Source organism: Bacillus sp. B1-b2, assembly GCF_009183415.1.
Classification (GTDB): Bacteria; Bacillota; Bacilli; order Bacillales; family Cytobacillaceae; genus Niallia.
The window spans coordinates 57,425-77,226 of sequence record NZ_WEHU01000007.1 but is presented as its reverse complement, the minus strand read 5'-3'; the positions used below and the strand labels follow the sequence as shown (position 1 = coordinate 77,226).

The following is a 19,802-nucleotide window of genomic DNA, read 5'->3' as shown; positions in this document are numbered from 1 at the left end:
GATAAAAAATGTTTGACTATACCGTTGAAACAAAAAAGAGTATTAATGAAGCAGTAACAAGTTTAGAAACTAATTTGAAAGAAGAGAAGTTTGGCGTTTTGTGGATGTTTGATATCAAAGACAAACTTCAAGAGAAGGGACTAGATTTTAATCAGGAATATAAGGTCTTAGAAGTCTGTAATCCACATGAAGCTCAGAGAGTTTTAAATGAAAACTTATTAGTGGGGTATTTTTTACCATGTAAAATTGTTGTTTACAGTGACAATGGGCAAACTAAGATAGGGATGCCTAGACCAACAGCACTTATTAAGCTTGTGAATAATGATGAAATCATAAAGCTTGCAAAAGATATTGAGGATCGTTTAATTAATTGTATTAATAAAAGTATATAGAAACTGTGAATTTGCCTGTCAAGAAATAAATATTTTATAACTACTTTGAAAAAAACGGGCGACGATAAAAAACTATCGCCGTCCTTTTTTTTATTTTTCGTTTACTATTTTATTTATCGTATCTATCATTTCAGGACTTTGAAATATTTCTATCATGCCATCTTGCATTTCCGGTACTGCCATCATGTCCAGCATACATATTTGGGCTTATGCCACCAGAGTACATCATATGATCGATGCCACCATATCCGGCAAGAAGGAGTAAGGCTAAAACGGCAACGACACGTTGATTTGTTTTTATTTTCATTTGTTTTCCTCCTTGTTTAGACATTCACTTTTACTGCTTTCCCGAATAAATGTCTTTTATAGCCCTAAGGTTAATCCACCTAATATTTCAAACAAAATTAAACTCCACCTAAAACTCCACCTACTATTATTATTTTTTTATTCATTTTAATCACTCCAGTTCAACTTTATACCCCTGTTAGTATTGTGATATTAACATTACTAAAATCAATTAGTGTGATAAAAGTTACAATTAGAAGCTTATTTTGGATTTATATGGACGTGGCAAATAAACATATTTAACCGATAAAAGAGAATTCTAAGTATGACTTGTATTACTTCAACATAAGGAGTGACGAAATGAATACTAAGTCAAAAGTTGCTGAGATTTTACCAAAAGAAGTATCTGAAAAAGTAAGGCAAGGAAAAGCACAAAGTATTATCGATGTTCGTGAACATGAAGAAGTTGCACAAGGGAGAATCCCAGGTGCTTACCATATTCCTTTAGGAGAGCTTGAAAATCGATTACATGAAATTGACAAAGACAAGGAGCATTTTATGGTATGCCAATCGGGGAATCGGAGTGGAATGGCTGCTGAATTTTTGCAAGATAAGGGGTATAAAGTGAAAAATATGGTTGGTGGAATGCTTAATTGGGAAGATGAAGTCGAAAAACCGTAACCCAAGAAGGAGGAATCTCAATGGAAGTTACAGTTAATAGGGTGTTAGATGCAAAGGGACTGGCTTGCCCGATGCCAATTGTAAAAACAAAAAAAGAAATGAACACCCTTGAACCAGGTGAAGTGATGGAAATTCAAGCTACCGATAAAGGTTCAACAGCTGATTTAAAGGCTTGGGCTTCTAGTACCGGTCATCAGTATTTAGGAACTGTAGAAGAGGGAGAGACCTTAAAACATTATCTTCGAAAAGTTCGTTCAGAAGAAGAAAAACCTGAAGCAAAACATCCGGATGTGGTTCATTTAGATGAATTATTAAAGAAATTAGATGGAAATGAAAAAATAACTGTTTTAGATGTGAGAGAACCGGCTGAATATGCATTCGGTCATGTACCGGGTGCTATTAATATCCCACTTGGTGAATTAGAAAATCGGTTTGAGGAACTTAACAATGTAGACAATCTACATGTCATTTGTAGAACGGGTAGTCGTAGTGATTTTGCTGCACAAAAGTTAACCGAAAAAGGCTTTAACAACGTTAAAAATGTAGTTCCTGGAATGAAAGACTGGACAGGACCTATCGATAAAAATCATTAAACAAGGAGGAATAATAATGAAAGTAGCTATCATTGCCTCAAACGGTGGGATGTTTGATGCCTATAAAGTATTCAATATTGCAACGGCTGCAGCTGCTACTGATGCTGAAGTGGGAATCTTTTTTACATTTGAAGGCTTAAATCTCATTCATAAAGAAGGTCATAAAAATTTGCCAATGCCTACAGGAACAGAACATTATCAAGAAGGATTTAAAAAAGCGAATGTTCCACCAGTTGAAGAGCTTGTTGCAATGGCGAGTGAGATGGGTGTGAAAATGATTGCGTGCCAAATGACAATGGATGTTATGAGTTTAGAAAAAGAGCATTTTGTAGAAGGGATTGATGTTGGCGGTGCAGTTACCTTTTTAGCGTTTGCTAAAGATGCTGACGTAACGCTAACGTTCTAAAGGAGTGAAGAATGATGAATAAGAATGTTACTGTCTATACCACAAACACTTGTCCCTATTGTGTAATGGTAAAAAACTTTTTAAATGAGCAAGGTGTCGCATTTAAAGAAGTAAATGTGCAAGAAGATCCTGCAGCAGGAGATAAATTGGTTGAAACAACAGGTCAGATGGGAGTCCCTCAAATTGAAATTAGTGGTGAGTGGGTTTTAGGGTATGATCCGGAAACGATTACTCAACTTTTAGAAAAGTAAAAGGAGGAGACACATGGGAACAACAACAGCTCTGAAAACAATATCTGTTAAAGATTTAGCCCAGAAAGTCATTAATCATGAAGACCTTTTCATCCTTGATACCCGTAATACCAGCGATTTTGACGATTGGAAAATAGAAGGGCGCAATATAGAGGTAATCAATTCTCCTTACGTTGAATTATTAGAAGGAGTCGATTCAATATTAGATAAACTACCAAAGAGCAAAGAAATTTATGTCATTTGTGCTAAAGGTGGTGCATCAGAATTTGTCGCCGAACAAATAATGGAACAGGGGTTTACAGATGTTTACTCAGTAGAAGGCGGAATGAAGGCTTGGAGTGAACACCTTGAGCCAATAAAGATTGGTGATTTGAAAAATGGAGGAAGCATCTTTCAATTTGTACGGATTGGAAAAGGCTGCCTTTCCTATTTAATTGAGTCTGACGGAAAAGGGGCAATAATTGATACTAACAGAATGTTGTCTCCATATGAAGAGATGATAAAGGAACATAATATTACGTTAACACACGTTTTAGATACTCATTTGCATGCTGACCATATTTCTGGTGGTAGAGAACTTGCTGAAAAACATGGTGCAACCTATTATTTACCACCAAAGGATGCTAAAGAAGTCACATTTAACTACTCACAAATTAATGACGGCGATGAATACAAGGTTGGACAGACAACCATAAAAGCCATTTACTCTCCTGGGCATACCATTGGTAGTACATCTTTTGTCGTTGATGATCAATATTTGTTAACAGGTGACATTTTATTTATTGATTCCATTGGTCGCCCTGATCTAGCTGGTAAAGCTGAAGACTGGGTAGGAGATTTAAGAAATACCCTTTATCAACGTTACAAAGAGCTAGCTGATAATCTTCTAGTCTTACCTGCCCATTACATGGGAATTAACGAAATGAATGATGATGGAAGTATTTCAGAAAAACTTGGTGTACTTTATCAACAAAATCATGGATTAAATATTAATGATGAAGCTGAATTCAGAAAAACGGTGACAGAAAATCTTCCGCCACAGCCGAATTCATACCAAGAAATTCGTGAGACAAATATGGGTAAAATCAAACCAGAAGAAGAACAACAAAGGGAAATGGAAATTGGACCAAATCGCTGTGCAGTGAGATAGGAGGAAAAGAGATGGAAGCAACAAAAGTATTAGATGCAAAAGGGCTAGCTTGTCCAATGCCAATTGTAAAAACAAAAAAGGAAATGGATTCATTAAGTTCAGGAGAGATCCTTGAGATTCATGCAACAGATAAAGGGGCAAAAAATGACTTGACTGCATGGGCACAATCGGGTGGACACGAATTGCTAAAAGATGAAGAAGAAAATGGTGTTTATAAGTTCTGGTTAAAAAAAGGATAGAATTTAGGGGAAGGTACCTTTAAACGGTTACCCTCCCCCTTTGATTGGAGGAAAAAGAAAGTGGATATTGGATTTATCGTGGTTATATTCCTTATCGGTTTTATTGGATCCTTCATATCCGGAATGGTAGGAATTGGTGGATCGATTATTAAATATCCCATGCTTTTATACATTCCACCACTGTTTGGATTAGCTGCATTTAGTGCACATGAGGTATCTGGAATTAGCGCCGTACAAGTTTTTTTCGCCACAATAGGGGGAGTATGGGCTTATAGAAAAGGAGGGTACTTGAATAAAACGTTAATTATATACATGGGTGTTGCCATATTAATTGGTAGTTTTATTGGTGGATATGGCTCAAAGCTCATGACCGAAAGTGGAATTAACATTGTATATGGAATTCTAGCTTTAATCGCCGTTGTGATGATGTTCTTACCTAAAAAAGGAATCGATGAGATCCCACATGATCAGGTGAAGTTTAATAAATGGCTCGCAGCTGTTCTTGCATTAATTGTTGGGGTGGGTGCGGGAATTGTTGGTGCTGCTGGTGCGTTCATTTTAGTTCCTATCATGCTCGTAGTGCTGAAAATTCCAACTAGAATGACGATAGCGACCTCTTTAGCTATTACGTTTATCTCGTCTATTGGTGCAACTGTTGGGAAAATTACAACAGGTCAAGTCGAATATTATCCAGCGTTAATCATGGTTGTAGCAAGCCTAATCGCTTCGCCACTTGGTGCTAATTTTGGTAAAAAAATAAATACCAAAATCCTACAATGGATTTTGGCATTACTCATATTAGCTACTTCAATTAAAATTTGGTCTGATATTTTATTTTAAGAGACCTTATTACTTTCAACGTATGTCTCAAGTGCAGGATGATATTCCTTTTGAAAATGATTATCTGGACATGATTTGATTACAATTGAGAGTAATGAGTTCGTTTTATCGCTGACTAAATTTTTATTACAAGTAGGGCATTTTTCATTGAAAAAAGATTTGAAAAAACGTTTCATATTAGGTTCCTCCTATACCCATTAATTCCTATTGTTATACTAGGTATTGTAGAAGATTTATTTAAAAAACTCAATGGGTTTATATACCAATCAACGAGAGGATGGGAATGTATGAGAGATCTATTTCCACCAACTACGACTAAAGTAAAGTTAAACACAGATGATAGAATCAATAATGATATAGAACGAAAAACTGCACATAATATCAACAATTACTACGGGAAAACTGAAAAAGAAATAGATAAACGTATTAAAGAATTAAATTATGAATGGGATACCGAAAGAGTTTTAGAACTTAACTTTGCATCAATTGTATTGATATCATCTTTACTTGGATTATTAAGCAATAAAAAATGGATGGCATTGTCAGGAATAACAAGTGTATTTATGATCCAACATTCTTTACAGGGGTGGTGTCCTCCATTACCACTGATAAGGAGACTTGGCGTTAGGACTGCAACAGAAATATTTGAAGAGAAGGAAGCATTAAAGAAGATACTAAATAAAAGCTGATATTGGGTTATTTTTTATAGAACACTCGTGACTTTATGAGTGTTCTTTTATTATGAAAACAGAATCAAAATCCTTCTTCATCACCTATTGTTTAAAAGTAATGGTTGAATGGACAAAATAATTAAATATGAACATATAGGAGGGAAATGGATGAATATTATTAAAAACTCAAAACAAAAGTTTATTTTTGCGAATCGCAATTTATTTGGTGGCTTTTTATTTGGGCTTGGTCTTGTAGCTTTTATTGATGAAACGGTTTTTCATCAACTACTACACTGGCATCACTTCTATGATAAATCAACAACTGATATTGGACTAGTTTCGGATGGTCTGTTTCATGCTTTTAGTTGGTTTGCGACCATCTTTTCAGCTTTTATGTTTGCAGACCTTCGCCGCAGAAATGCTTTTTGGCTTGCAAGATGGTGGGGAGGAATATTGCTTGGGGCTGGAGGCTTTAATTTGTATGATGGTATCATCCAACACAAGTTCATGAGAATACATCAGATTCGTTACAATGTAGAAATACTTCCTTACGACTTAGTGTGGAATTTAGTTGCTGTAGCACTCATTATTGTTGGGGTGATTCTCGTATTTCGCACAAGAAAGCAATTATCCCAAGGGGAGGAAATTCTTAGTGGATCACAATCACATTGATAGTTCCGGTTATAGTTATTTAGATTATTTCTTCATTTTGGTATTTGTGTTAATGATTATTCTTTATATAATGGGAGTTGTTTTATCCAATCGAAAGCATAAAAAATGGTCGCCATACCGAACGTTATCTTGGCTTTTAGGGGTTCTGTTTGTAGCACTTGCTGTAGTGGGACCGGTAGCTGAACAAGCCCATATGGATCTTAAAATACACATGCTAGGTCATTTATTTCTTGGGATGTTAGGACCTCTACTTATTGCGCTTTCTGCACCGATGACGCTTTTTTTAAGAACTCTGTCTGTGAAATTAGCACGACGGTTTACACAGATATTAAAAAGTTACCCGGTCCGCATTGTAAGTGATCCTTTTATCGCATCGCTTCTAAATATTGGAGGACTATGGGTACTCTATACAACGGACTTATACGCACAAATGCACGGGAATTTATATCTTTATGTCTTTATACACGTTCATGTATTCATAGCAGGATACCTTTTTACAGTATCCATGATCTATATTGATCCAGTTGCCCATAGAACAAGTTTCCTCTATCGTTCTATTGTTTTAATAATCGCCTCAGGCATCCACGGTATTCTATCAAAGTATATTTATGCCCATCCCCCAAAGAGTGTACCAATTTCCCAAGCCGAGATGGGTGGAGTGCTAATGTATTATGGTGGAGATGTGATCGATATATTTCTAATCTTCATTTTTTGTTATCAATGGTATATATCCACAAATAAAAGAAGGGTATCTGATAAATCAAAATTATTCTTACAAAGTTAAAAAGAAATAAATTTAAAGGTATTGACAATATACCCTAATGGGTATAATATAAACGTTGTAAGACATTCCTTTTTTTATTAGTAAAGGAGACAGCATATGATAGTTGCTATAATAATGAGTGCCATTATTGTTGCTCTTTTTAAAAGACATTTTCCCGTTTTTAGGGTTGAAAATATAACTAATCACGTTGATATGGGAACATCAATAGTCGTAGATGTAAGAGATTATATTGAGTCTCATAACAGCCCAATAGAAAGAGCCATCAATGTTCCAGTGGCATACCTTAATAGGTTTTATTCAGAAATCCCAAAAAGTGACTTGATTGTAGTGGCATCAAACCGCCTTGAAAGGAATCTAGCGATTCGTTTCTTACGCAAAAGAGATTTTAAGGTCGTTGGCTATTTAATTACAAATCAAACACAAACAGTATTAAAGGAAAATCAATTAAATAAAGAAAGTTATTGTTAAGGGGGAAAACAGATGGAATACAACGACCAAATGAAAAACAGAGTAAAGCGCATTGAAGGACAACTTAGAGGAATTTTGAGAATGATGGAAGAAAATAAAGACTGCAAAGATGTTATTACTCAGTTGTCTGCAGCAAGAACAGCGATTGATCGGACGATTGGAGTTGTCGTCAGTTCAAATTTAGTGGAATGTGTTCGTAACGCCGAAGAAATTGGTGAGAAAAATACAGAAGAACTATTAAAAGAAGCTGTCAATCTGCTTGTAAGAAGTAGATAGAAATAAAGGGGTTGACACTCTCTTTTATTTTTAATAATATTATACCCATAGGGGTAAAGGTAAAAGGAAAATTTTTTATACAGAAAAATACCCTAATGGGTAAACAACAAGAGGAGGAACAAACATGACAGAAACAAAAAAAACAACAATCGTATTATTTAGTGGTGATTATGATAAAGCAATGGCTGCTTATATTATTGCAAACGGGGCAGCTGCCTATGATCATGAAGTAACTATTTTCCACACATTTTGGGGATTAAATGCTCTACGTAAGGATGAAGATATTGAAGTGAAAAAAGGTTTCATGGAAAAGATGTTTGGCAAAATGATGCCAAGAGGTGCTGAAAAAATGGGTCTGTCAAAAATGCACTTTGCAGGTTTCGGTCCTAAAATGATTAAAGATGTAATGAAAAAGCATAATGCAATGCCACTTTCAGACTTAATTGAAATGGCAAAAGAACAAGATGTTAAGCTCGTTGCTTGTACGATGACAATGGATTTATTAGGACTTCAAAAAGAAGAACTTTTAGATAATATCGAGTATGCAGGTGTAGCTGCATATTTAGCTGATGCAGAAGATGGAAATGTAAACCTATTTATCTAAACACGTTAGGGGGATTATCCCCTACATAAAAGGAGGGAGTAAGTTTGGAATATCTAAATTATTTAATCATTGGACTCTTTCTGTTATTTATCATTAAACGAATCATCCCGGCTAAAGGTGTTAGACAGATTTCAACAACAGATTTAAAGAATGAATTAAAAGATAGGAATAAACAATTTGTTGATGTACGTACTCCTGGGGAGTTTAAGGGAAGAAACATTAAAGGATTTAAAAATCTCCCACTCCAACAACTTGCGCAAAAAGCGGAGAAGGAACTATCAAAAGACAAAGAAGTAGTTGTTATTTGTCAAAGTGGAATGAGAAGTCAAAATGCTACTAAAATATTAAAAAAATTAGGATTTACGAACGTGACAAATGTAAAAGGTGGTATGAGTGCCTGGAGATAAAAAGGAGGAGAGAAAATGAAACAACTAACAGCAAAAGAAGTGGAAACATCGTTAGTAGAAGGTCAACCATTAAACTTGATTGATGTTCGTGAAGTGGATGAAGTTGAAACTGGGAAAATCCCAGGAGCGATCCACATTCCACTAGGGTTATTAGAATTCCGTATGCATGAATTAGATAAGTCTCAAGACTATATCATGGTTTGTCGTTCTGGTGCACGTAGTGGTCGCGCCTGTCAATTTCTTGAAAGTCATGGGTTTAAGGTAACCAACATGACAGGCGGAATGCTTGCGTGGGAAGGCGAAACAAAATAAGGTGATTTTTTTTAGAAGTCAATATACTCGTAAGGGTAATAAACAGGAGGTTTTTATATTATGAATTCATTAAAAACAGATCTTTTATTAGATGCAAAGGGCCTAGCTTGCCCAATGCCTATCGTCAAAACAAAAAAGGCAATGAATGAGTTACAATCTGGTCAAGTCTTAGAGGTTCAAGCAACAGATAAAGGGTCAAAAGCTGACCTTGAAGCATGGGCAAAAAGCGCTGGACATCAGTATCTAGGCACAATTGAACAAGGAGATGTGTTAAAGCATTACCTTAGAAAATCTTCCAATGATGGAACAATTGAAAGAAAACATCCTAACATCACAAGCAATGAAGAGTTGGAGAAAAAACTAGATGTTAACGAGAATATTGTTGTTCTCGATGTTAGAGAAGCAGCGGAGTACGCATTCAACCATATTCCAAACGCCATCTCTATTCCGTTAGGAGAGTTAGAGGATCGTCTTTCAGAGCTTAATACAGCTGATGAGATTTATGTGGTGTGTCGAACTGGAAACCGTAGTGATCTCGCAGCTCAAAAATTAGCTGAAAAAGGTTTTGCAAATGTGATTAATGTTGTGCCAGGGATGAGTGCTTGGTCAGGCAAAACCAATAGTTTAAATAAATAAGGAGGGGAAATTTGATATGAGCACAGTAACGGTATACACAACCACACGCTGTCCGTATTGTGTTATGCTAAAGAACTTTTTGGCAGATCAAACTATACCTTTTAAAGAGGTAAATGTTGAAGAAAACCCAGAGATTATGAACCAACTAGTCGCAAAGACCGGACAACTGGGTGTGCCTCAAACAGAGGTAAATGGCAAGTGGGTTGTTGGTTATGATCCAAATAATATAATGCTAGCATTAAGAAACTAGGAGGAATTAAGAATGAGTAAAGTAGCAATTATAGCAAGTAATGGTGGATTATTTGATGCATATAAAGTTTTTAATATCGCAACAGCTGCAGCAGCATCTGATCAGGAAGTTGCCATATTCTTTACATTTGAAGGATTAAACTTAATTCATAAAGAGGCATACACACAACTACCAATGCCAGAGGGGAAAGAGCATTTTGCTGAAGGGTTTGCAAAAGCAAACGTACCAGCTATACCTGAGTTAGTGGCAATGGCACAAGAAATGGGTGTCAAATTCATTGGTTGCCAAATGACAATGGATGTGATGGGATTAGAAAAGGAAGCATTTGTGGATGGAATTGAAGTGGGTGGAGCTGTAACCTTTTTAGAATTTGCAAAAGATGCAGATGTAACTCTTACGTTTTAATAAAAATTAATTATTTTTTTGAATTTAAATATACCATAGGGGGTAAAATGATATGACTGTAAAGGCTATGACTTCAAAAGAAGTAACAAAAAAAGTATTTAATAAAGAACCATTATTTATTCTAGACGTTCGTAATGAAAGTGACTTTCAAGATTGGAAAATTGAAGGAGAAAACTTCGACTATTATAATATTCCGTATTTCGAGTTACTGGATGGAGTGGAAGGAATCTTAGATAAAATCCCGGCTAATCAAGAAGTTTTAGTCGTTTGTGCAAAAGAAGGATCTTCATTAATGGTGGCAGAGATGTTATCAGAACAAGGATTAACGGCTTCTTACCTGCAAGGTGGGATGAAAGCGTGGAGTGAGTACTTAGAGCCTGTGAAGGTCGGGGACTTAAACGATGGAGGTGAAGTGTATCAGTTCGTTCGTATCGGTAAGGGCTGCCTATCTTACATGGTCGTCTCAAATGGGGAAGCAGCTATCATCGATGCAACTCGTATGACTGATATTTATCTTGATTTTGCAAAAGAAATTGGTGCAAAAATTACGCATGTATTTGATACGCATCTTCATGCTGACCACATTTCTGGTGGAAGAGTCATTGCTGAGAGAACAGGTGCTACGTATTGGTTACCACCAAAGGATGCAACAGAAGTCACATTTGAGTATAAGCCTTTAGAAGATGGAAATGTGGTAACAATCGGAAATACTGCCATCGATATTCATGCCCTGTATTCTCCAGGTCACACAATTGGTTCTACATCGTTTGTTGTGGATTCTCAGTTCTTATTATCAGGTGATATCCTATTCATCGATTCAATCGGCAGACCAGACTTAGCTGGGATGGCAGAAGACTGGGTAGCAGATTTAAGAGAAAGTTTGTACATCCGTTACAGAGAGCTTTCAGAAGAACTAGTTGTTCTACCAGCGCACTTTATGATCATTGATGAATTGAATGACGATGGTAGTGTATCAGAAAAATTAGGGACACTATTTGCAAAAAATCATGGTCTAAACATCGAGGACGAAAATGAATTCAGAAAATTAGTAACAGAAAACCTACCACCACAACCAAATGCGTATCAAGAAATTCGTGAAACTAACATGGGGAAAATTAACCCAGATGATGAAAAACAACGTGAAATGGAAATTGGACCAAACCGTTGTGCGGTTCGATAAAAACTTATTTTAGGAGGAATAACGAAATGGAAGCAACTAAAGTATTAGACGCAAAAGGATTAGCATGTCCAATGCCAATTGTAAAAACAAAAAAGGCAATCAATGAATTAGCATCAGGTGAAATTCTAGAAATTCATGCTACTGATAAAGGTGCTAAAAACGACCTAACAGCTTGGGCAAAATCTGGTGGTCATGAACTAATTAAGCATGAAGAAGAAAATGATGTATTTAAATTTTGGATTAAAAAAGGTTAAAAAATAAGGGGAGCCTATGTAGGGTTCCCTTTTTTCAAAAGGAGGTAACACCATGGATTTTGGATTCATCATTACGATTTTCTTAATAGGATTTATTGGATCATATGTTTCAGGAATGTTAGGAATCGGCGGGTCTATTATTAAATACCCAATGTTATTATATATTCCACCGTTATTTGGCTTAGCAGCATTTACTGCACATGAAGTTTCAGGCATAAGTGCGATTCAAGTATTCTTTGCAACTATTGGTGGAGTTTGGGCTTACCGAAAAGGTGGATATTTAAATAAAACGTTAATTATGTATATGGGTGCTAGTATTTTAGTGGGTAGTTTTGTTGGAGGATTTGGATCAAAGTTAATGTCTGAAGGAGGCATTAATTTAATTTATGGGATATTAGCCTTAATTGCAGCAGTGATGATGTTTATTCCGAAAAAGGGAATAGACGACATTCCATTAGATCAGGTGAAATTTAACAAATGGCTTGCAGCACTATTAGCCCTTATTGTAGGGGTGGGGGCTGGGATCGTTGGAGCAGCAGGAGCCTTTTTATTAGTGCCAATCATGTTAGTGGTATTAAAAATTCCAACAAGAATGACGATCGCTTCTTCTCTAGCGATTACGTTTATTTCATCAATCGGAGCGACAGTAGGTAAAATTACGACCGGACAAATTGACTACTTCCCAGCTTTTATTATGATCGTTGCAAGTTTAATTGCTTCCCCATTGGGTGCAATGGCTGGAAAAAAAGTAAATACCAAAGTGTTGCAAGTCATTTTAGCGTTATTAATTGGAGCTACTGCCGTTAAGATTTGGTTAGATATTTTGTAAAAACAGGGGAAAATAAAGTGTATTCATAGTAGGTTTGAAAGAAGGGGTTATAATGACGAACAAGAAATTTGTTTATTTTGTATCGTTAAGCTCAAATGTTCCCTATGTGTTGAAGAAATCAATCGAAATGGTTGAACAAAAAAATGAAGTCGCCATATTTTTTGATCTTGATGGAGCGCGTGTTTTAGATAAACGTTATTTAAAAAGAATGACGAGAACACATGGAGTAGATCTATCCTTACTTTTTAACTTGGCTTTAAATGCGGGAATTAAATTGTATGGTTGTCAAATGAATGTGTTAATTGCTGATGGTTTGGAATTAATAGAAGGGGCAGAACTCGCGGGCGTTGTTACCTTTTTAGAAACAGCCTACCAAGCTGATGCTGTTTTAAGTTTTTAAGAGGGGGACTAAACATGAATACGAAAAAAGTTGTCGTTTTAGCACTTCATGATGAATTAGAGTCTGCTTACCCACCTTTAAATGTTGCTGTTGGAGCTGCTTCATCCGGGGCTGATGTGATCTTAGCCTTCTCACGAAAAGGAGTAAACATTTTAGATCAAAAATACATTCCTATTCCATCGGATGGAATTGAATACTTGTCTAATGCTCTAGCTGATTTTAACGCACCTTCAATTAACGATTTACTTGAGATAGCTGTTGAATCTGGCGTTAAATTTTATGTGGTGGACTTAGATATAAAGGACCATACGCAATTTAAGTACCCAGCTGAGCAAGTCCCCATTAAATGGGTTTTAAATGAGGCAGTTTCAGCGGATTTGTTTGTACATTTTTAAATATTGAGGAGGAATAACGTTGATTAAAATTACAGATGCTGCGATATCAAAAATAAAACAAGAAGTTAAAGATGTAAAAAAACCATTTATTCGTCTTGCAATGGGCATTGGTTGAGGGGGACCTCAGCTTCGTCTGGCTCTGGAAGAGTCAGCTTTAGAAAATGATGAGATTATTGAACAAGATGGCATAAGTTTTTTAGTACATGAAACAAGTAAACCATATTTTAATAATGTCAAAATTGATTATACCAAGACCATATTGGGTGGCGGGCAATTTATTGTCCTTACACTATAAGTACATCTGAAAGCAGGAGTTTCCTTGAAGATTAAAACAATAGCATTATATCTACCCCTTGTCATTTTAGTATTATATTTTGGCTATACCCAGTTTGAAAATAATAGCATTAAAACAATTTCAATTAATGAGTTGGAGCAAAAATTACAGGATCCCAAATCAAGTAACATAATCTTTGTTGATGTGCGTGAACCCCATGAATATGAAGCAGGTCATATTAAAGGGATGAAAAACATTCCACTAAGCACATTAAAATCCGATTATAAAGGTCTTTCTAAAGATGCGGAAATCGTTCTATTGTGCAGAAGTGGGAAACGAAGTCTTCAAGCTGCAAACATTTTAAAAGACTATGGTTATGGTAATGTTGTAAGTGTAAGTGGCGGTATTCAAGAATGGCAGGGAGAAATTATAAAATAAGTAATGGAGTAGGCTGATAATATGAATAAAGATCATAACAACTGTGGCAAAGGTAGTTGAGGAATTCCTAACAAAAAATCACGGTCATTTTTCCCACCCATATGACCAGGGATTTTAGTCTGGCTCCTGGTAGGAGTCATCGTCTTGTTTCAAAGAATCTTTTAAGAAGAGGGGCTAAACAGCCCCTTTTTGTGTAAACATCAAGCAATTTTTTTGGAGGTACCCATGGATATCATTCAAATCGGTTCATTTACGATTCTCCTTAAATGGTTTCTTCTTGGAGTGGCAATTCTATTTGGAATAGTTTTTATAAAAGTATTGCTCCTACGCTTACCGAATAGGGAACATAATAAGGCAGTATTTGACTTATTAACTAATAGCGTGTTTTTAGGCTTTTTTATTTGGAAAGGTAGCTTACTTCTTACGGAACCTTCATTAGTAATAAAAAGTCCTTTGTCGTTGTTGTATTTTACAGGAGGAAGAAGTGGCTTAATTTTAGCTATTATTTTTTCAATCTACTACTTTATTTATAAAGCAAGGAAATTAGATATTTCAATGCTAGTTACTTTGAAATACGGCTTACTATTTAGTTTTTCAGTGCTGTCTGTCTATCACTTTTTATCCGCCACCTTTGTAGAGGATAATTTCATTTATCATGTTCTTTTTGGCATTTATTCGTTGACTAATTTGATACTCATTCTAGTTCAAAAAATTCTATCCTCATATAAATCATTTTTTTCTGTCATCGTCTTATTTTCATTCTACAAAATAATACTCTCATTGGTTCTAATCAATGAAAATACGATTTTTATTTTCTCGATGGAGCAGTGGTTTTTTGTAGGATTAATAATCTTGTCTCTTTACCTTTGGGATAGAAAACTACAGTAGAAAGATAGGTGGGTAAGAATTGGAAAATATCACAATATTTTTTGCATTAACTGCAGGGGTACTTTCATTTTTTTCACCTTGTGTGTTTCCATTAATTCCTGCATATGTTGCTCATTTAACCGATGGTTCAGTAAAAGATGGAAAAGTAAATACCCAGAAGAGTGTCCTGTTTTCTCGTTCAATAAGTTTTATCTTTGGATTTAGTATTGTATTTGTGTTACTAGGAGCTTCAGCAAGTGTTGTAGGACAAATATTTTTAGATAATAAGAAATTAATTCAAATGATAGGGGGATTCCTCATCATTATTTTTGGGTTACAGATGCTTGGTGTGTTTAAAATAAAGTTTTTAATGACTGAAAAACGGTTTGATTATAATAGGAAGTCCAAAGCTAGTTCTCTAAAATCATTTATCCTTGGTTTAGCATTTGGATCAGGATGGACACCTTGTGTAGGACTTGCTTTATCGTCCATTTTATTACTGGCTAGTTCAACTGAAACGATTTATTCTGGCATGTTTTTATTATGGATATACGCCTTAGGTCTAGGCATTCCTTTTCTCATGTTATCTTTTCTTGTGACATACTCTTTAAATGTGATTAAAAGAATCAATAAGGTTTTACCAAAGCTTTCGTTAGTTAATGGAGTAATCCTTATCATAATGGGATTGTTATTATTCACTGGTCAAATGGAAAAGATCAGTGCTTATCTCTCTACATTCACGATTTTTGAAGGAGTGGGATTATGAACAAACAAATACTCGTCTTAGTAGGTTTGATTGGTCTTTTAGGTTGGGGAGTATATGACTATGCATTTTCAGAAAAAGACAATATGGATGAAACCTCCCTTAACAATCGAATAGAAAATAATGATTTAATTAGTGGAATAAAAGAAGGAAATTTGGCACCTGAATTTCAACTCCAGACTTTAGAAGGAAGAGAAGTAAAACTGTCTGACTATAAAGGAAAGAAAGTCATTTTAAATTTTTGGGCTACTTGGTGTCCTCCTTGTAAAGCTGAAATGCCTCATATGCAAGAATTTTATCTAGATCAACAAAATGAAAATGTAGAAATTTTAGCAGTTAATTTAACTACTGCAGAAAAGAACACAAATGATATTGGAAAATTTGTAAAAGATTATGGATTAACTTTTCCAATACTGCTTGATACTAAAGGCGATACAGGAGAAACATATCAAGCTTTTACGATCCCAACAAGTTATATAATTGATTCGCAGGGGATTGTTCGAAAGAAAATTGTCGGACCGATGGATAAGGAAATGATGGAGCAATTAATAAAAAGTATTGACTAAAAAATTAAATCAAAGGAGAACAAGCTATGAATTCCTGGAATGATCGATTTAAAAATGAGAATTATGTTTATGGAACTAATCCAAACGTATTTCTTGCGGATGTCCATAAAAAATTAAACCTATCAGGAGATGCATTGGCTATTGCTGAAGGAGAAGGTAGAAATGCAGTCTACTTGGCGCAACAAGGAATGAATGTAACTGCATGGGATTATGCGCAATCCGGACTGGCTAAAACAGAAAAGCTTGCCAAGGATAGAAATGTAACAGTTCAAACAAAGCTTGTAGACTTAAATGAAGCTAACTGGGATAAAGAGCAGTGGGATGAATTGATTTGTATTTTTGGTCACTTTCCAGAGGCATTACGTACAAAAACACTTGAAGGTGTTAAAGATGCAGTTAAACCAGGTGGTTATTTTATTTCAGAGGTGTATTCGGTTTATCAGCTACCATACAAAAGTGGAGGACCACAAAACGTAGAACTACTTTATAAACCAGAAGAGTTTTTAAGCGTTTTTTTTGATTGGCGGATTGTTCACTTTTTTATGGGCGAGGTTGTAAGGAATGAAGGAGAACTTCATAATGGTTTGTCACATGTTATTCAGTTTGTGGCGCAAAAAAGAGAATAAAATAACTTTGGAGTTGCCTTCAGCAACTCTTTTGGTGGTGAATACAAGTGGAAAATACAATGGAGAATATAATGTTTTATGGTATGGGTGGATTAATTATGACCATTTTTTGGGTAGTTATTTTTGTTGGTGGAGGCTATTTTGTATACACATTCATGAAAAATAAAGAAAACGGACATGAAGATAACACAAAATAGTCGTGAAATGAGTGAATTGATAATGAAAAATCCTATTTTTATTGTTTTATTTATGAATACCGTCTTCTCAGGTGTGTTAGCTTTTTCAAACTTATATATAAACATTTTTTTATGGAATCAAGGAGCAAGTCTTTCTACTATAGGAGTATACAATGCCTCGGTTTTTGTATCTGTGTTCATAGGAACAATGATAGGGGCATATACGATGAGGTGGATGAATAGTCGAATGACGTTTGTTTTATCTTCTTCCTTTCTACTAGCGGTGTTCGGATTACTCATAAGTAAAGAAGAGAATGTAATAGGATATATTATCATTTTAGGTACTTTATATGGTACAGCTGTAGGATTGTATTATTCTGGATTTAATCTTTATTCAATATTATTAACCAACCCTGAAAATAGGCAACTTTTTATGGGGATGGAGCAAGGTATGAACCGGATCACCGCAGTCTTAACACCATTAATATTTTCTTATTTAATTCTTTATTATGATTATAATGAAACATTTCGATTAATATTTGTTATGTTGATTATTCAAGTGATTATAAGTTTATTTACACCAAAATATAAAAGCAACTTCAATATTTCATCCTTACGGTATAAAGATATATGGAAGGAGTATAAAGCTGTTCTCGTTTCTATAGTGGCTTTTGGTTTCTTTCAAAGTATAATTCAACTCGCATCCAGCATTCTCTTATTTCAATATGTTCAGAAGGAAACGATTGTTGGATGGTTAAACACATTATTTGCAATTACAGGAATCTTAACACTTGTTTTCATAAGCCGTCCACGACTTGTAAAAAGTAGAATGAAGGTAACGTATGTAGGTGCTATATTAGCGACCGTCATGACTATTTTTTTATTTTTCCCGAGTTTTTCAACATTGATTATTTTTAATGTATTGGCAGCAATTGCTTTACCTCTAATATGGATCCCGGTTAGTGTTATTCATTATACAAAGATTAAGGAGCTAGCTTGCGAGTCAGAGGTGGATTGTGATATTGGATTAACGGCTCACTATCTGTTAATTAGGGAGTTTATGCTCAATGTGGGGCGTACTTCCTTTTATTTATTCCTTATTATGGGGCTAGATTTTACACAGGGATATCATTACATACCAATCTTTTTATTTTCTTTGGTTATCCACTAGTAATATATATATGTAATAAAGGTCTGTTTAGAGAACTAGGTTAATTGTTATGGAATTGCTAGTGTAGTAACTCTTCCTACCTTTTAGTTTTATTTTACTCCTTGGGTAAATAAAGAAAAGATGGGATAAGATAATCGTAAAATATTAAAATCAGTGGAGGATATAATCGTGGAAAAAGTCGTTATTTTAGGAACGGGTCCTGCAGGTTTAACAGCTGCTATTTATTTAGCAAGAGCAAATATGAAACCAATTGTTATAGAAGGAGATCAACCAGGCGGCCAATTAACACTAACAACTGAAGTTGAAAACTTTCCTGGTTTTATTAATGGCATTATGGGACCAGAACTCATGGATAATATGAGAAAACAAGCAGAACGTTTTGGAGCTGAGTTTAAAAGAGGATGGGTAACTAACGTTGATTTTTCGAAAAAACCGTATACCTTACAAGTAAACGGAAAAGCAGAAATTGTAACAGAGTCTCTCATCCTTTCAACAGGTGCTTCAGCTAAACTTTTAAATATTCCTGGAGAGAAGGAAAACATCGGGCGAGGAGTGAGTACCTGTGCAACCTGCGATGGATTCTTCTTTAGAGGAAAAAAGGTAATTATTGTAGGCGGTGGGGACTCTGCGATGGAGGAAGCAAGTTTTTTAACTAAATTTGCAAATGAAGTCATTATCGTGCATAGAAGGACTGAACTCCGAGCCTCAAAAATTATGCAGGACCGCGCAAGAGAAAATACAAAGATTACTTGGGAATTAAATAAAACACCTATCGAAGTTTTGGCAGGAGGGAATGGCGTTACAGGTTTAAAAGTGAAGAATAATGAGTCTGGAGAAGATGAAGTGATACAAACAGATGGGATATTTGTAGCGATTGGACATACACCTAATACCGGTTTTTTAAATGGTCAAATTGAAACCGATGAAACGGGTTATATCAATGTTAAGTCTGGAACAACAGAAACGAATATTCCTGGAGTTTTTGCATGTGGGGATGTTCAAGATAAAAAATACCGGCAAGCCATTACAGCCGCAGGTACAGGTTGTATGGCAGAATCTAGATGCAGAAAGGTACGTAGAAGGTAGTGCTGTTCACGACTGGAGTAAAACATTTAGTTGAGTGGATAGTAAAAAACATTACAAAAAGTAGAAAAAACGAGATTGAATCTCGTTTTTTTAATTAGAAGTTCGTTAAATTATGTTAAGTCCAATTTCTATTTCCTTAATCTCCATAAACATCTACTTTTTCTACACTAGTTTGTAGTAATGGTTCAGCGCCTTGGGGTGGAATTGAATCAATAGTATCCCTAATGTTTTGAATCGACTTCTCAGGTTTTTGCTTCTGTATTAACATCGGCAATAATTTTTTCCATTCAGTCCTTTCCTTTTCTTCGTTAAGGTCTTCTATTTCGATTAATCCAGCAGTATATGCTTCTTTTTATGGGCGAAGTTTTACTCCAAGAGGGGGAGCTTCATAATGGATTGTTTCACGTCATTAAATTCGTAGGGCAAAAAAGAGTATCGGTAAAAAAGAATGTATT

At 35.3% G+C, this 19,802-nt stretch carries 33 protein-coding genes and 2 pseudogenes; 32 read left to right on the top strand and 3 right to left on the bottom strand.

The annotated features are described in order from the left end of the window. The first annotated feature begins 8 nt into the window (after positions 1-8). On the top strand, positions 9-392 hold the full coding sequence (locus tag F9279_RS08670; protein ID WP_019380820.1) for a DUF302 domain-containing protein: 384 nt from the start codon (positions 9-11) through the stop codon (positions 390-392). Positions 393-522: 130 nt separating this feature from the next. Here F9279_RS08670 and F9279_RS25120 read toward each other — a convergent pair whose 3' ends face one another. Continuing rightward, complete coding sequence (locus F9279_RS25120; RefSeq protein ID WP_019380821.1) at positions 523-699, bottom strand: hypothetical protein; 177 nt, start codon at positions 697-699, stop codon at positions 523-525. Positions 700-1,037: 338 nt separating this feature from the next. On the opposite strand from F9279_RS25120, the gene F9279_RS08665 reads away from it, so the two are divergent. The 7 genes from F9279_RS08665 to F9279_RS08635 are packed head-to-tail and all read left to right on the top strand — an operon-like array spanning position 1,038 to position 4,837. Next, complete coding sequence (locus F9279_RS08665) at positions 1,038-1,358, top strand: rhodanese-like domain-containing protein (RefSeq protein ID WP_016204414.1); 321 nt, start codon at positions 1,038-1,040, stop codon at positions 1,356-1,358. A gap of 20 nt (positions 1,359-1,378) precedes the next feature. Continuing rightward, a complete protein-coding gene (locus F9279_RS08660; protein ID WP_016204413.1) occupies positions 1,379-1,951 on the top strand; it encodes a sulfurtransferase TusA family protein in 573 nt (190 codons plus the stop codon). A gap of 16 nt (positions 1,952-1,967) precedes the next feature. Continuing rightward, the gene (locus tag F9279_RS08655) at positions 1,968-2,357 is read left to right on the top strand and encodes a DsrE/DsrF/DrsH-like family protein (RefSeq protein WP_016204412.1); all 390 of its coding nucleotides are present in this window, start codon (positions 1,968-1,970) and stop codon (positions 2,355-2,357) included. A 14-nt stretch (positions 2,358-2,371) separates the two neighbouring features. Continuing rightward, complete coding sequence (locus F9279_RS08650) at positions 2,372-2,608, top strand: glutaredoxin family protein (protein WP_016204411.1); 237 nt, start codon at positions 2,372-2,374, stop codon at positions 2,606-2,608. A 13-nt stretch (positions 2,609-2,621) separates the two neighbouring features. After that, complete coding sequence (locus F9279_RS08645) at positions 2,622-3,758, top strand: MBL fold metallo-hydrolase (RefSeq protein ID WP_016204410.1); 1,137 nt, start codon at positions 2,622-2,624, stop codon at positions 3,756-3,758. A gap of 11 nt (positions 3,759-3,769) precedes the next feature. Next, a complete protein-coding gene (locus F9279_RS08640) occupies positions 3,770-3,997 on the top strand; it encodes a sulfurtransferase TusA family protein (RefSeq protein WP_016204409.1) in 228 nt (75 codons plus the stop codon). Positions 3,998-4,057: 60 nt separating this feature from the next. Continuing rightward, entirely contained in the window at positions 4,058-4,837 is a 780-nt protein-coding gene (locus F9279_RS08635) for a sulfite exporter TauE/SafE family protein (protein ID WP_019380822.1), read from the top strand. On the opposite strand, the gene F9279_RS25650 is transcribed toward F9279_RS08635, so the two are convergent. Next, positions 4,834-5,013 (bottom strand): hypothetical protein, encoded by a 180-nt coding sequence (locus F9279_RS25650; RefSeq protein WP_016204406.1) that lies wholly within the window; start codon positions 5,011-5,013, stop codon positions 4,834-4,836. The genes F9279_RS08635 and F9279_RS25650 overlap by 4 nt on opposite strands. A gap of 111 nt (positions 5,014-5,124) precedes the next feature. On the opposite strand from F9279_RS25650, the gene F9279_RS08625 reads away from it, so the two are divergent. The 24 genes and pseudogenes from F9279_RS08625 to trxB all read left to right on the top strand — a co-directional run bounded on the left by F9279_RS08625 (position 5,125) and on the right by trxB (position 19,381). Then, positions 5,125-5,526: a DUF2892 domain-containing protein gene (locus F9279_RS08625; protein ID WP_016204405.1), complete on the top strand. Its 402-nt coding sequence runs from the start codon at positions 5,125-5,127 to the stop codon at positions 5,524-5,526. Between the two features lie 150 nt (positions 5,527-5,676). Then, positions 5,677-6,180, top strand: coding sequence for a DUF2243 domain-containing protein (locus F9279_RS08620; protein ID WP_016204404.1), 504 nt, complete (start codon positions 5,677-5,679; stop codon positions 6,178-6,180). Continuing rightward, positions 6,161-6,964: a cytochrome c oxidase assembly protein gene (locus F9279_RS08615; protein ID WP_016204403.1), complete on the top strand. Its 804-nt coding sequence runs from the start codon at positions 6,161-6,163 to the stop codon at positions 6,962-6,964. The genes F9279_RS08620 and F9279_RS08615 overlap by 20 nt, the downstream gene beginning before the upstream one ends. A 96-nt stretch (positions 6,965-7,060) precedes the next feature. Then, positions 7,061-7,432: a rhodanese-like domain-containing protein gene (locus F9279_RS08610; protein WP_016204402.1), complete on the top strand. Its 372-nt coding sequence runs from the start codon at positions 7,061-7,063 to the stop codon at positions 7,430-7,432. A 12-nt stretch (positions 7,433-7,444) separates the two neighbouring features. Continuing rightward, positions 7,445-7,708 carry a metal-sensitive transcriptional regulator gene (locus F9279_RS08605; RefSeq protein WP_016204401.1) on the top strand — a complete coding sequence of 88 codons (264 nt, stop codon included), beginning with the start codon at positions 7,445-7,447 and terminating at the stop codon, positions 7,706-7,708. Between the two features lie 124 nt (positions 7,709-7,832). Further along, positions 7,833-8,312, top strand: coding sequence for a DsrE/DsrF/DrsH-like family protein (locus tag F9279_RS08600; RefSeq protein WP_016204400.1), 480 nt, complete (start codon positions 7,833-7,835; stop codon positions 8,310-8,312). 44 nt (positions 8,313-8,356) lie between these two features. Further along, positions 8,357-8,719 carry a rhodanese-like domain-containing protein gene (locus F9279_RS08595; RefSeq protein ID WP_016204399.1) on the top strand — a complete coding sequence of 121 codons (363 nt, stop codon included), beginning with the start codon at positions 8,357-8,359 and terminating at the stop codon, positions 8,717-8,719. Positions 8,720-8,734: 15 nt separating this feature from the next. Beyond that, a complete protein-coding gene (locus F9279_RS08590; protein WP_016204398.1) occupies positions 8,735-9,031 on the top strand; it encodes a rhodanese-like domain-containing protein in 297 nt (98 codons plus the stop codon). 60 nt (positions 9,032-9,091) lie between these two features. After that, a complete protein-coding gene (locus tag F9279_RS08585) occupies positions 9,092-9,667 on the top strand; it encodes a sulfurtransferase TusA family protein (RefSeq protein ID WP_016204397.1) in 576 nt (191 codons plus the stop codon). A gap of 16 nt (positions 9,668-9,683) precedes the next feature. Beyond that, on the top strand, positions 9,684-9,917 hold the full coding sequence (locus F9279_RS08580) for a glutaredoxin family protein (protein WP_016204396.1): 234 nt from the start codon (positions 9,684-9,686) through the stop codon (positions 9,915-9,917). Positions 9,918-9,929: 12 nt separating this feature from the next. Then, a complete protein-coding gene (locus F9279_RS08575) occupies positions 9,930-10,322 on the top strand; it encodes a DsrE/DsrF/DrsH-like family protein (protein ID WP_016204395.1) in 393 nt (130 codons plus the stop codon). Positions 10,323-10,373: 51 nt separating this feature from the next. Further along, positions 10,374-11,502 (top strand): annotated as a pseudogene (locus tag F9279_RS08570) (MBL fold metallo-hydrolase); the annotation flags it as partial. Positions 11,503-11,528: 26 nt separating this feature from the next. Continuing rightward, entirely contained in the window at positions 11,529-11,756 is a 228-nt protein-coding gene (locus F9279_RS08565; protein ID WP_016204393.1) for a sulfurtransferase TusA family protein, read from the top strand. Positions 11,757-11,808: 52 nt separating this feature from the next. Next, on the top strand, positions 11,809-12,585 hold the full coding sequence (locus tag F9279_RS08560; protein ID WP_016204392.1) for a sulfite exporter TauE/SafE family protein: 777 nt from the start codon (positions 11,809-11,811) through the stop codon (positions 12,583-12,585). Between the two features lie 52 nt (positions 12,586-12,637). Next, positions 12,638-12,985 carry a DsrE/DsrF/DrsH-like family protein gene (locus tag F9279_RS08555; protein ID WP_016204391.1) on the top strand — a complete coding sequence of 116 codons (348 nt, stop codon included), beginning with the start codon at positions 12,638-12,640 and terminating at the stop codon, positions 12,983-12,985. Between the two features lie 14 nt (positions 12,986-12,999). Continuing rightward, a complete protein-coding gene (locus F9279_RS08550) occupies positions 13,000-13,380 on the top strand; it encodes a peroxiredoxin family protein (RefSeq protein ID WP_016204390.1) in 381 nt (126 codons plus the stop codon). A 319-nt stretch (positions 13,381-13,699) separates the two neighbouring features. Beyond that, the gene (locus tag F9279_RS08545) at positions 13,700-14,092 is read left to right on the top strand and encodes a rhodanese-like domain-containing protein (RefSeq protein ID WP_019380827.1); all 393 of its coding nucleotides are present in this window, start codon (positions 13,700-13,702) and stop codon (positions 14,090-14,092) included. A 225-nt stretch (positions 14,093-14,317) separates the two neighbouring features. After that, the gene (locus F9279_RS08540; protein WP_016204387.1) at positions 14,318-14,980 is read left to right on the top strand and encodes a hypothetical protein; all 663 of its coding nucleotides are present in this window, start codon (positions 14,318-14,320) and stop codon (positions 14,978-14,980) included. A gap of 19 nt (positions 14,981-14,999) precedes the next feature. Continuing rightward, positions 15,000-15,725, top strand: coding sequence for a cytochrome c biogenesis CcdA family protein (locus F9279_RS08535; protein WP_019380828.1), 726 nt, complete (start codon positions 15,000-15,002; stop codon positions 15,723-15,725). After that, the gene (locus tag F9279_RS08530; protein WP_016204386.1) at positions 15,722-16,288 is read left to right on the top strand and encodes a peroxiredoxin family protein; all 567 of its coding nucleotides are present in this window, start codon (positions 15,722-15,724) and stop codon (positions 16,286-16,288) included. Before F9279_RS08535 ends, F9279_RS08530 begins: the two co-directional genes overlap by 4 nt. Positions 16,289-16,314: 26 nt before the next feature. Continuing rightward, positions 16,315-16,914 (top strand): class I SAM-dependent methyltransferase, encoded by a 600-nt coding sequence (locus F9279_RS08525; protein ID WP_016204385.1) that lies wholly within the window; start codon positions 16,315-16,317, stop codon positions 16,912-16,914. A 47-nt stretch (positions 16,915-16,961) separates the two neighbouring features. Beyond that, positions 16,962-17,111: a hypothetical protein gene (locus F9279_RS25115; RefSeq protein ID WP_019380829.1), complete on the top strand. Its 150-nt coding sequence runs from the start codon at positions 16,962-16,964 to the stop codon at positions 17,109-17,111. Positions 17,112-17,118: 7 nt separating this feature from the next. Then, positions 17,119-18,261 carry an MFS transporter gene (locus F9279_RS08520; protein ID WP_193224518.1) on the top strand — a complete coding sequence of 381 codons (1,143 nt, stop codon included), beginning with the start codon at positions 17,119-17,121 and terminating at the stop codon, positions 18,259-18,261. Positions 18,262-18,429: 168 nt separating this feature from the next. Next, a pseudogene (gene trxB, locus F9279_RS08515) lies at positions 18,430-19,381 on the top strand (thioredoxin-disulfide reductase). A gap of 102 nt (positions 19,382-19,483) precedes the next feature. Here the strand turns inward: trxB and F9279_RS25940 are convergent. Beyond that, complete coding sequence (locus F9279_RS25940) at positions 19,484-19,615, bottom strand: hypothetical protein (RefSeq protein WP_264298238.1); 132 nt, start codon at positions 19,613-19,615, stop codon at positions 19,484-19,486. Positions 19,616-19,802: the final 187 nt, after the last annotated feature.

Bases quoted from the DNA above. Each gene is read 5' to 3' on its own strand.
- F9279_RS08620 (WP_016204404.1), top strand. From the start codon at position 5,677: ATGAATATTATTAAAAACTCAAAACAAAAGTTTATTTTTGCGAATCGC.
- F9279_RS08550 (WP_016204390.1), top strand. From the start codon at position 13,000: ATGAATACGAAAAAAGTTGTCGTTTTAGCACTTCATGATGAATTAGAG.
- F9279_RS08585 (WP_016204397.1), top strand. From the start codon at position 9,092: ATGAATTCATTAAAAACAGATCTTTTATTAGATGCAAAGGGCCTAGCT.
- F9279_RS08665 (WP_016204414.1), top strand. From the start codon at position 1,038: ATGAATACTAAGTCAAAAGTTGCTGAGATTTTACCAAAAGAAGTATCT.
- F9279_RS08555 (WP_016204391.1), top strand. From the start codon at position 12,638: ATGACGAACAAGAAATTTGTTTATTTTGTATCGTTAAGCTCAAATGTT.
- F9279_RS08560 (WP_016204392.1), top strand. From the start codon at position 11,809: ATGGATTTTGGATTCATCATTACGATTTTCTTAATAGGATTTATTGGA.
- F9279_RS25120 (WP_019380821.1), bottom strand. From the start codon at position 699: ATGAAAATAAAAACAAATCAACGTGTCGTTGCCGTTTTAGCCTTACTC.
- F9279_RS08625 (WP_016204405.1), top strand. From the start codon at position 5,125: ATGAGAGATCTATTTCCACCAACTACGACTAAAGTAAAGTTAAACACA.
- F9279_RS08565 (WP_016204393.1), top strand. From the start codon at position 11,529: ATGGAAGCAACTAAAGTATTAGACGCAAAAGGATTAGCATGTCCAATG.
- F9279_RS08580 (WP_016204396.1), top strand. From the start codon at position 9,684: ATGAGCACAGTAACGGTATACACAACCACACGCTGTCCGTATTGTGTT.
- F9279_RS08575 (WP_016204395.1), top strand. From the start codon at position 9,930: ATGAGTAAAGTAGCAATTATAGCAAGTAATGGTGGATTATTTGATGCA.
- F9279_RS08610 (WP_016204402.1), top strand. From the start codon at position 7,061: ATGATAGTTGCTATAATAATGAGTGCCATTATTGTTGCTCTTTTTAAA.
- F9279_RS08530 (WP_016204386.1), top strand. From the start codon at position 15,722: ATGAACAAACAAATACTCGTCTTAGTAGGTTTGATTGGTCTTTTAGGT.
- F9279_RS08650 (WP_016204411.1), top strand. From the start codon at position 2,372: ATGAATAAGAATGTTACTGTCTATACCACAAACACTTGTCCCTATTGT.
- F9279_RS25650 (WP_016204406.1), bottom strand. From the start codon at position 5,013: ATGAAACGTTTTTTCAAATCTTTTTTCAATGAAAAATGCCCTACTTGT.
- F9279_RS08540 (WP_016204387.1), top strand. From the start codon at position 14,318: ATGGATATCATTCAAATCGGTTCATTTACGATTCTCCTTAAATGGTTT.
- F9279_RS08520 (WP_193224518.1), top strand. From the start codon at position 17,119: ATGAGTGAATTGATAATGAAAAATCCTATTTTTATTGTTTTATTTATG.
- F9279_RS08590 (WP_016204398.1), top strand. From the start codon at position 8,735: ATGAAACAACTAACAGCAAAAGAAGTGGAAACATCGTTAGTAGAAGGT.
- F9279_RS25940 (WP_264298238.1), bottom strand. From the start codon at position 19,615: ATGTTAATACAGAAGCAAAAACCTGAGAAGTCGATTCAAAACATTAGG.
- F9279_RS08600 (WP_016204400.1), top strand. From the start codon at position 7,833: ATGACAGAAACAAAAAAAACAACAATCGTATTATTTAGTGGTGATTAT.
- F9279_RS08640 (WP_016204409.1), top strand. From the start codon at position 3,770: ATGGAAGCAACAAAAGTATTAGATGCAAAAGGGCTAGCTTGTCCAATG.
- F9279_RS08660 (WP_016204413.1), top strand. From the start codon at position 1,379: ATGGAAGTTACAGTTAATAGGGTGTTAGATGCAAAGGGACTGGCTTGC.
- F9279_RS08645 (WP_016204410.1), top strand. From the start codon at position 2,622: ATGGGAACAACAACAGCTCTGAAAACAATATCTGTTAAAGATTTAGCC.
- F9279_RS08655 (WP_016204412.1), top strand. From the start codon at position 1,968: ATGAAAGTAGCTATCATTGCCTCAAACGGTGGGATGTTTGATGCCTAT.
- F9279_RS08670 (WP_019380820.1), top strand. From the start codon at position 9: ATGTTTGACTATACCGTTGAAACAAAAAAGAGTATTAATGAAGCAGTA.
- F9279_RS08605 (WP_016204401.1), top strand. From the start codon at position 7,445: ATGGAATACAACGACCAAATGAAAAACAGAGTAAAGCGCATTGAAGGA.
- F9279_RS08525 (WP_016204385.1), top strand. From the start codon at position 16,315: ATGAATTCCTGGAATGATCGATTTAAAAATGAGAATTATGTTTATGGA.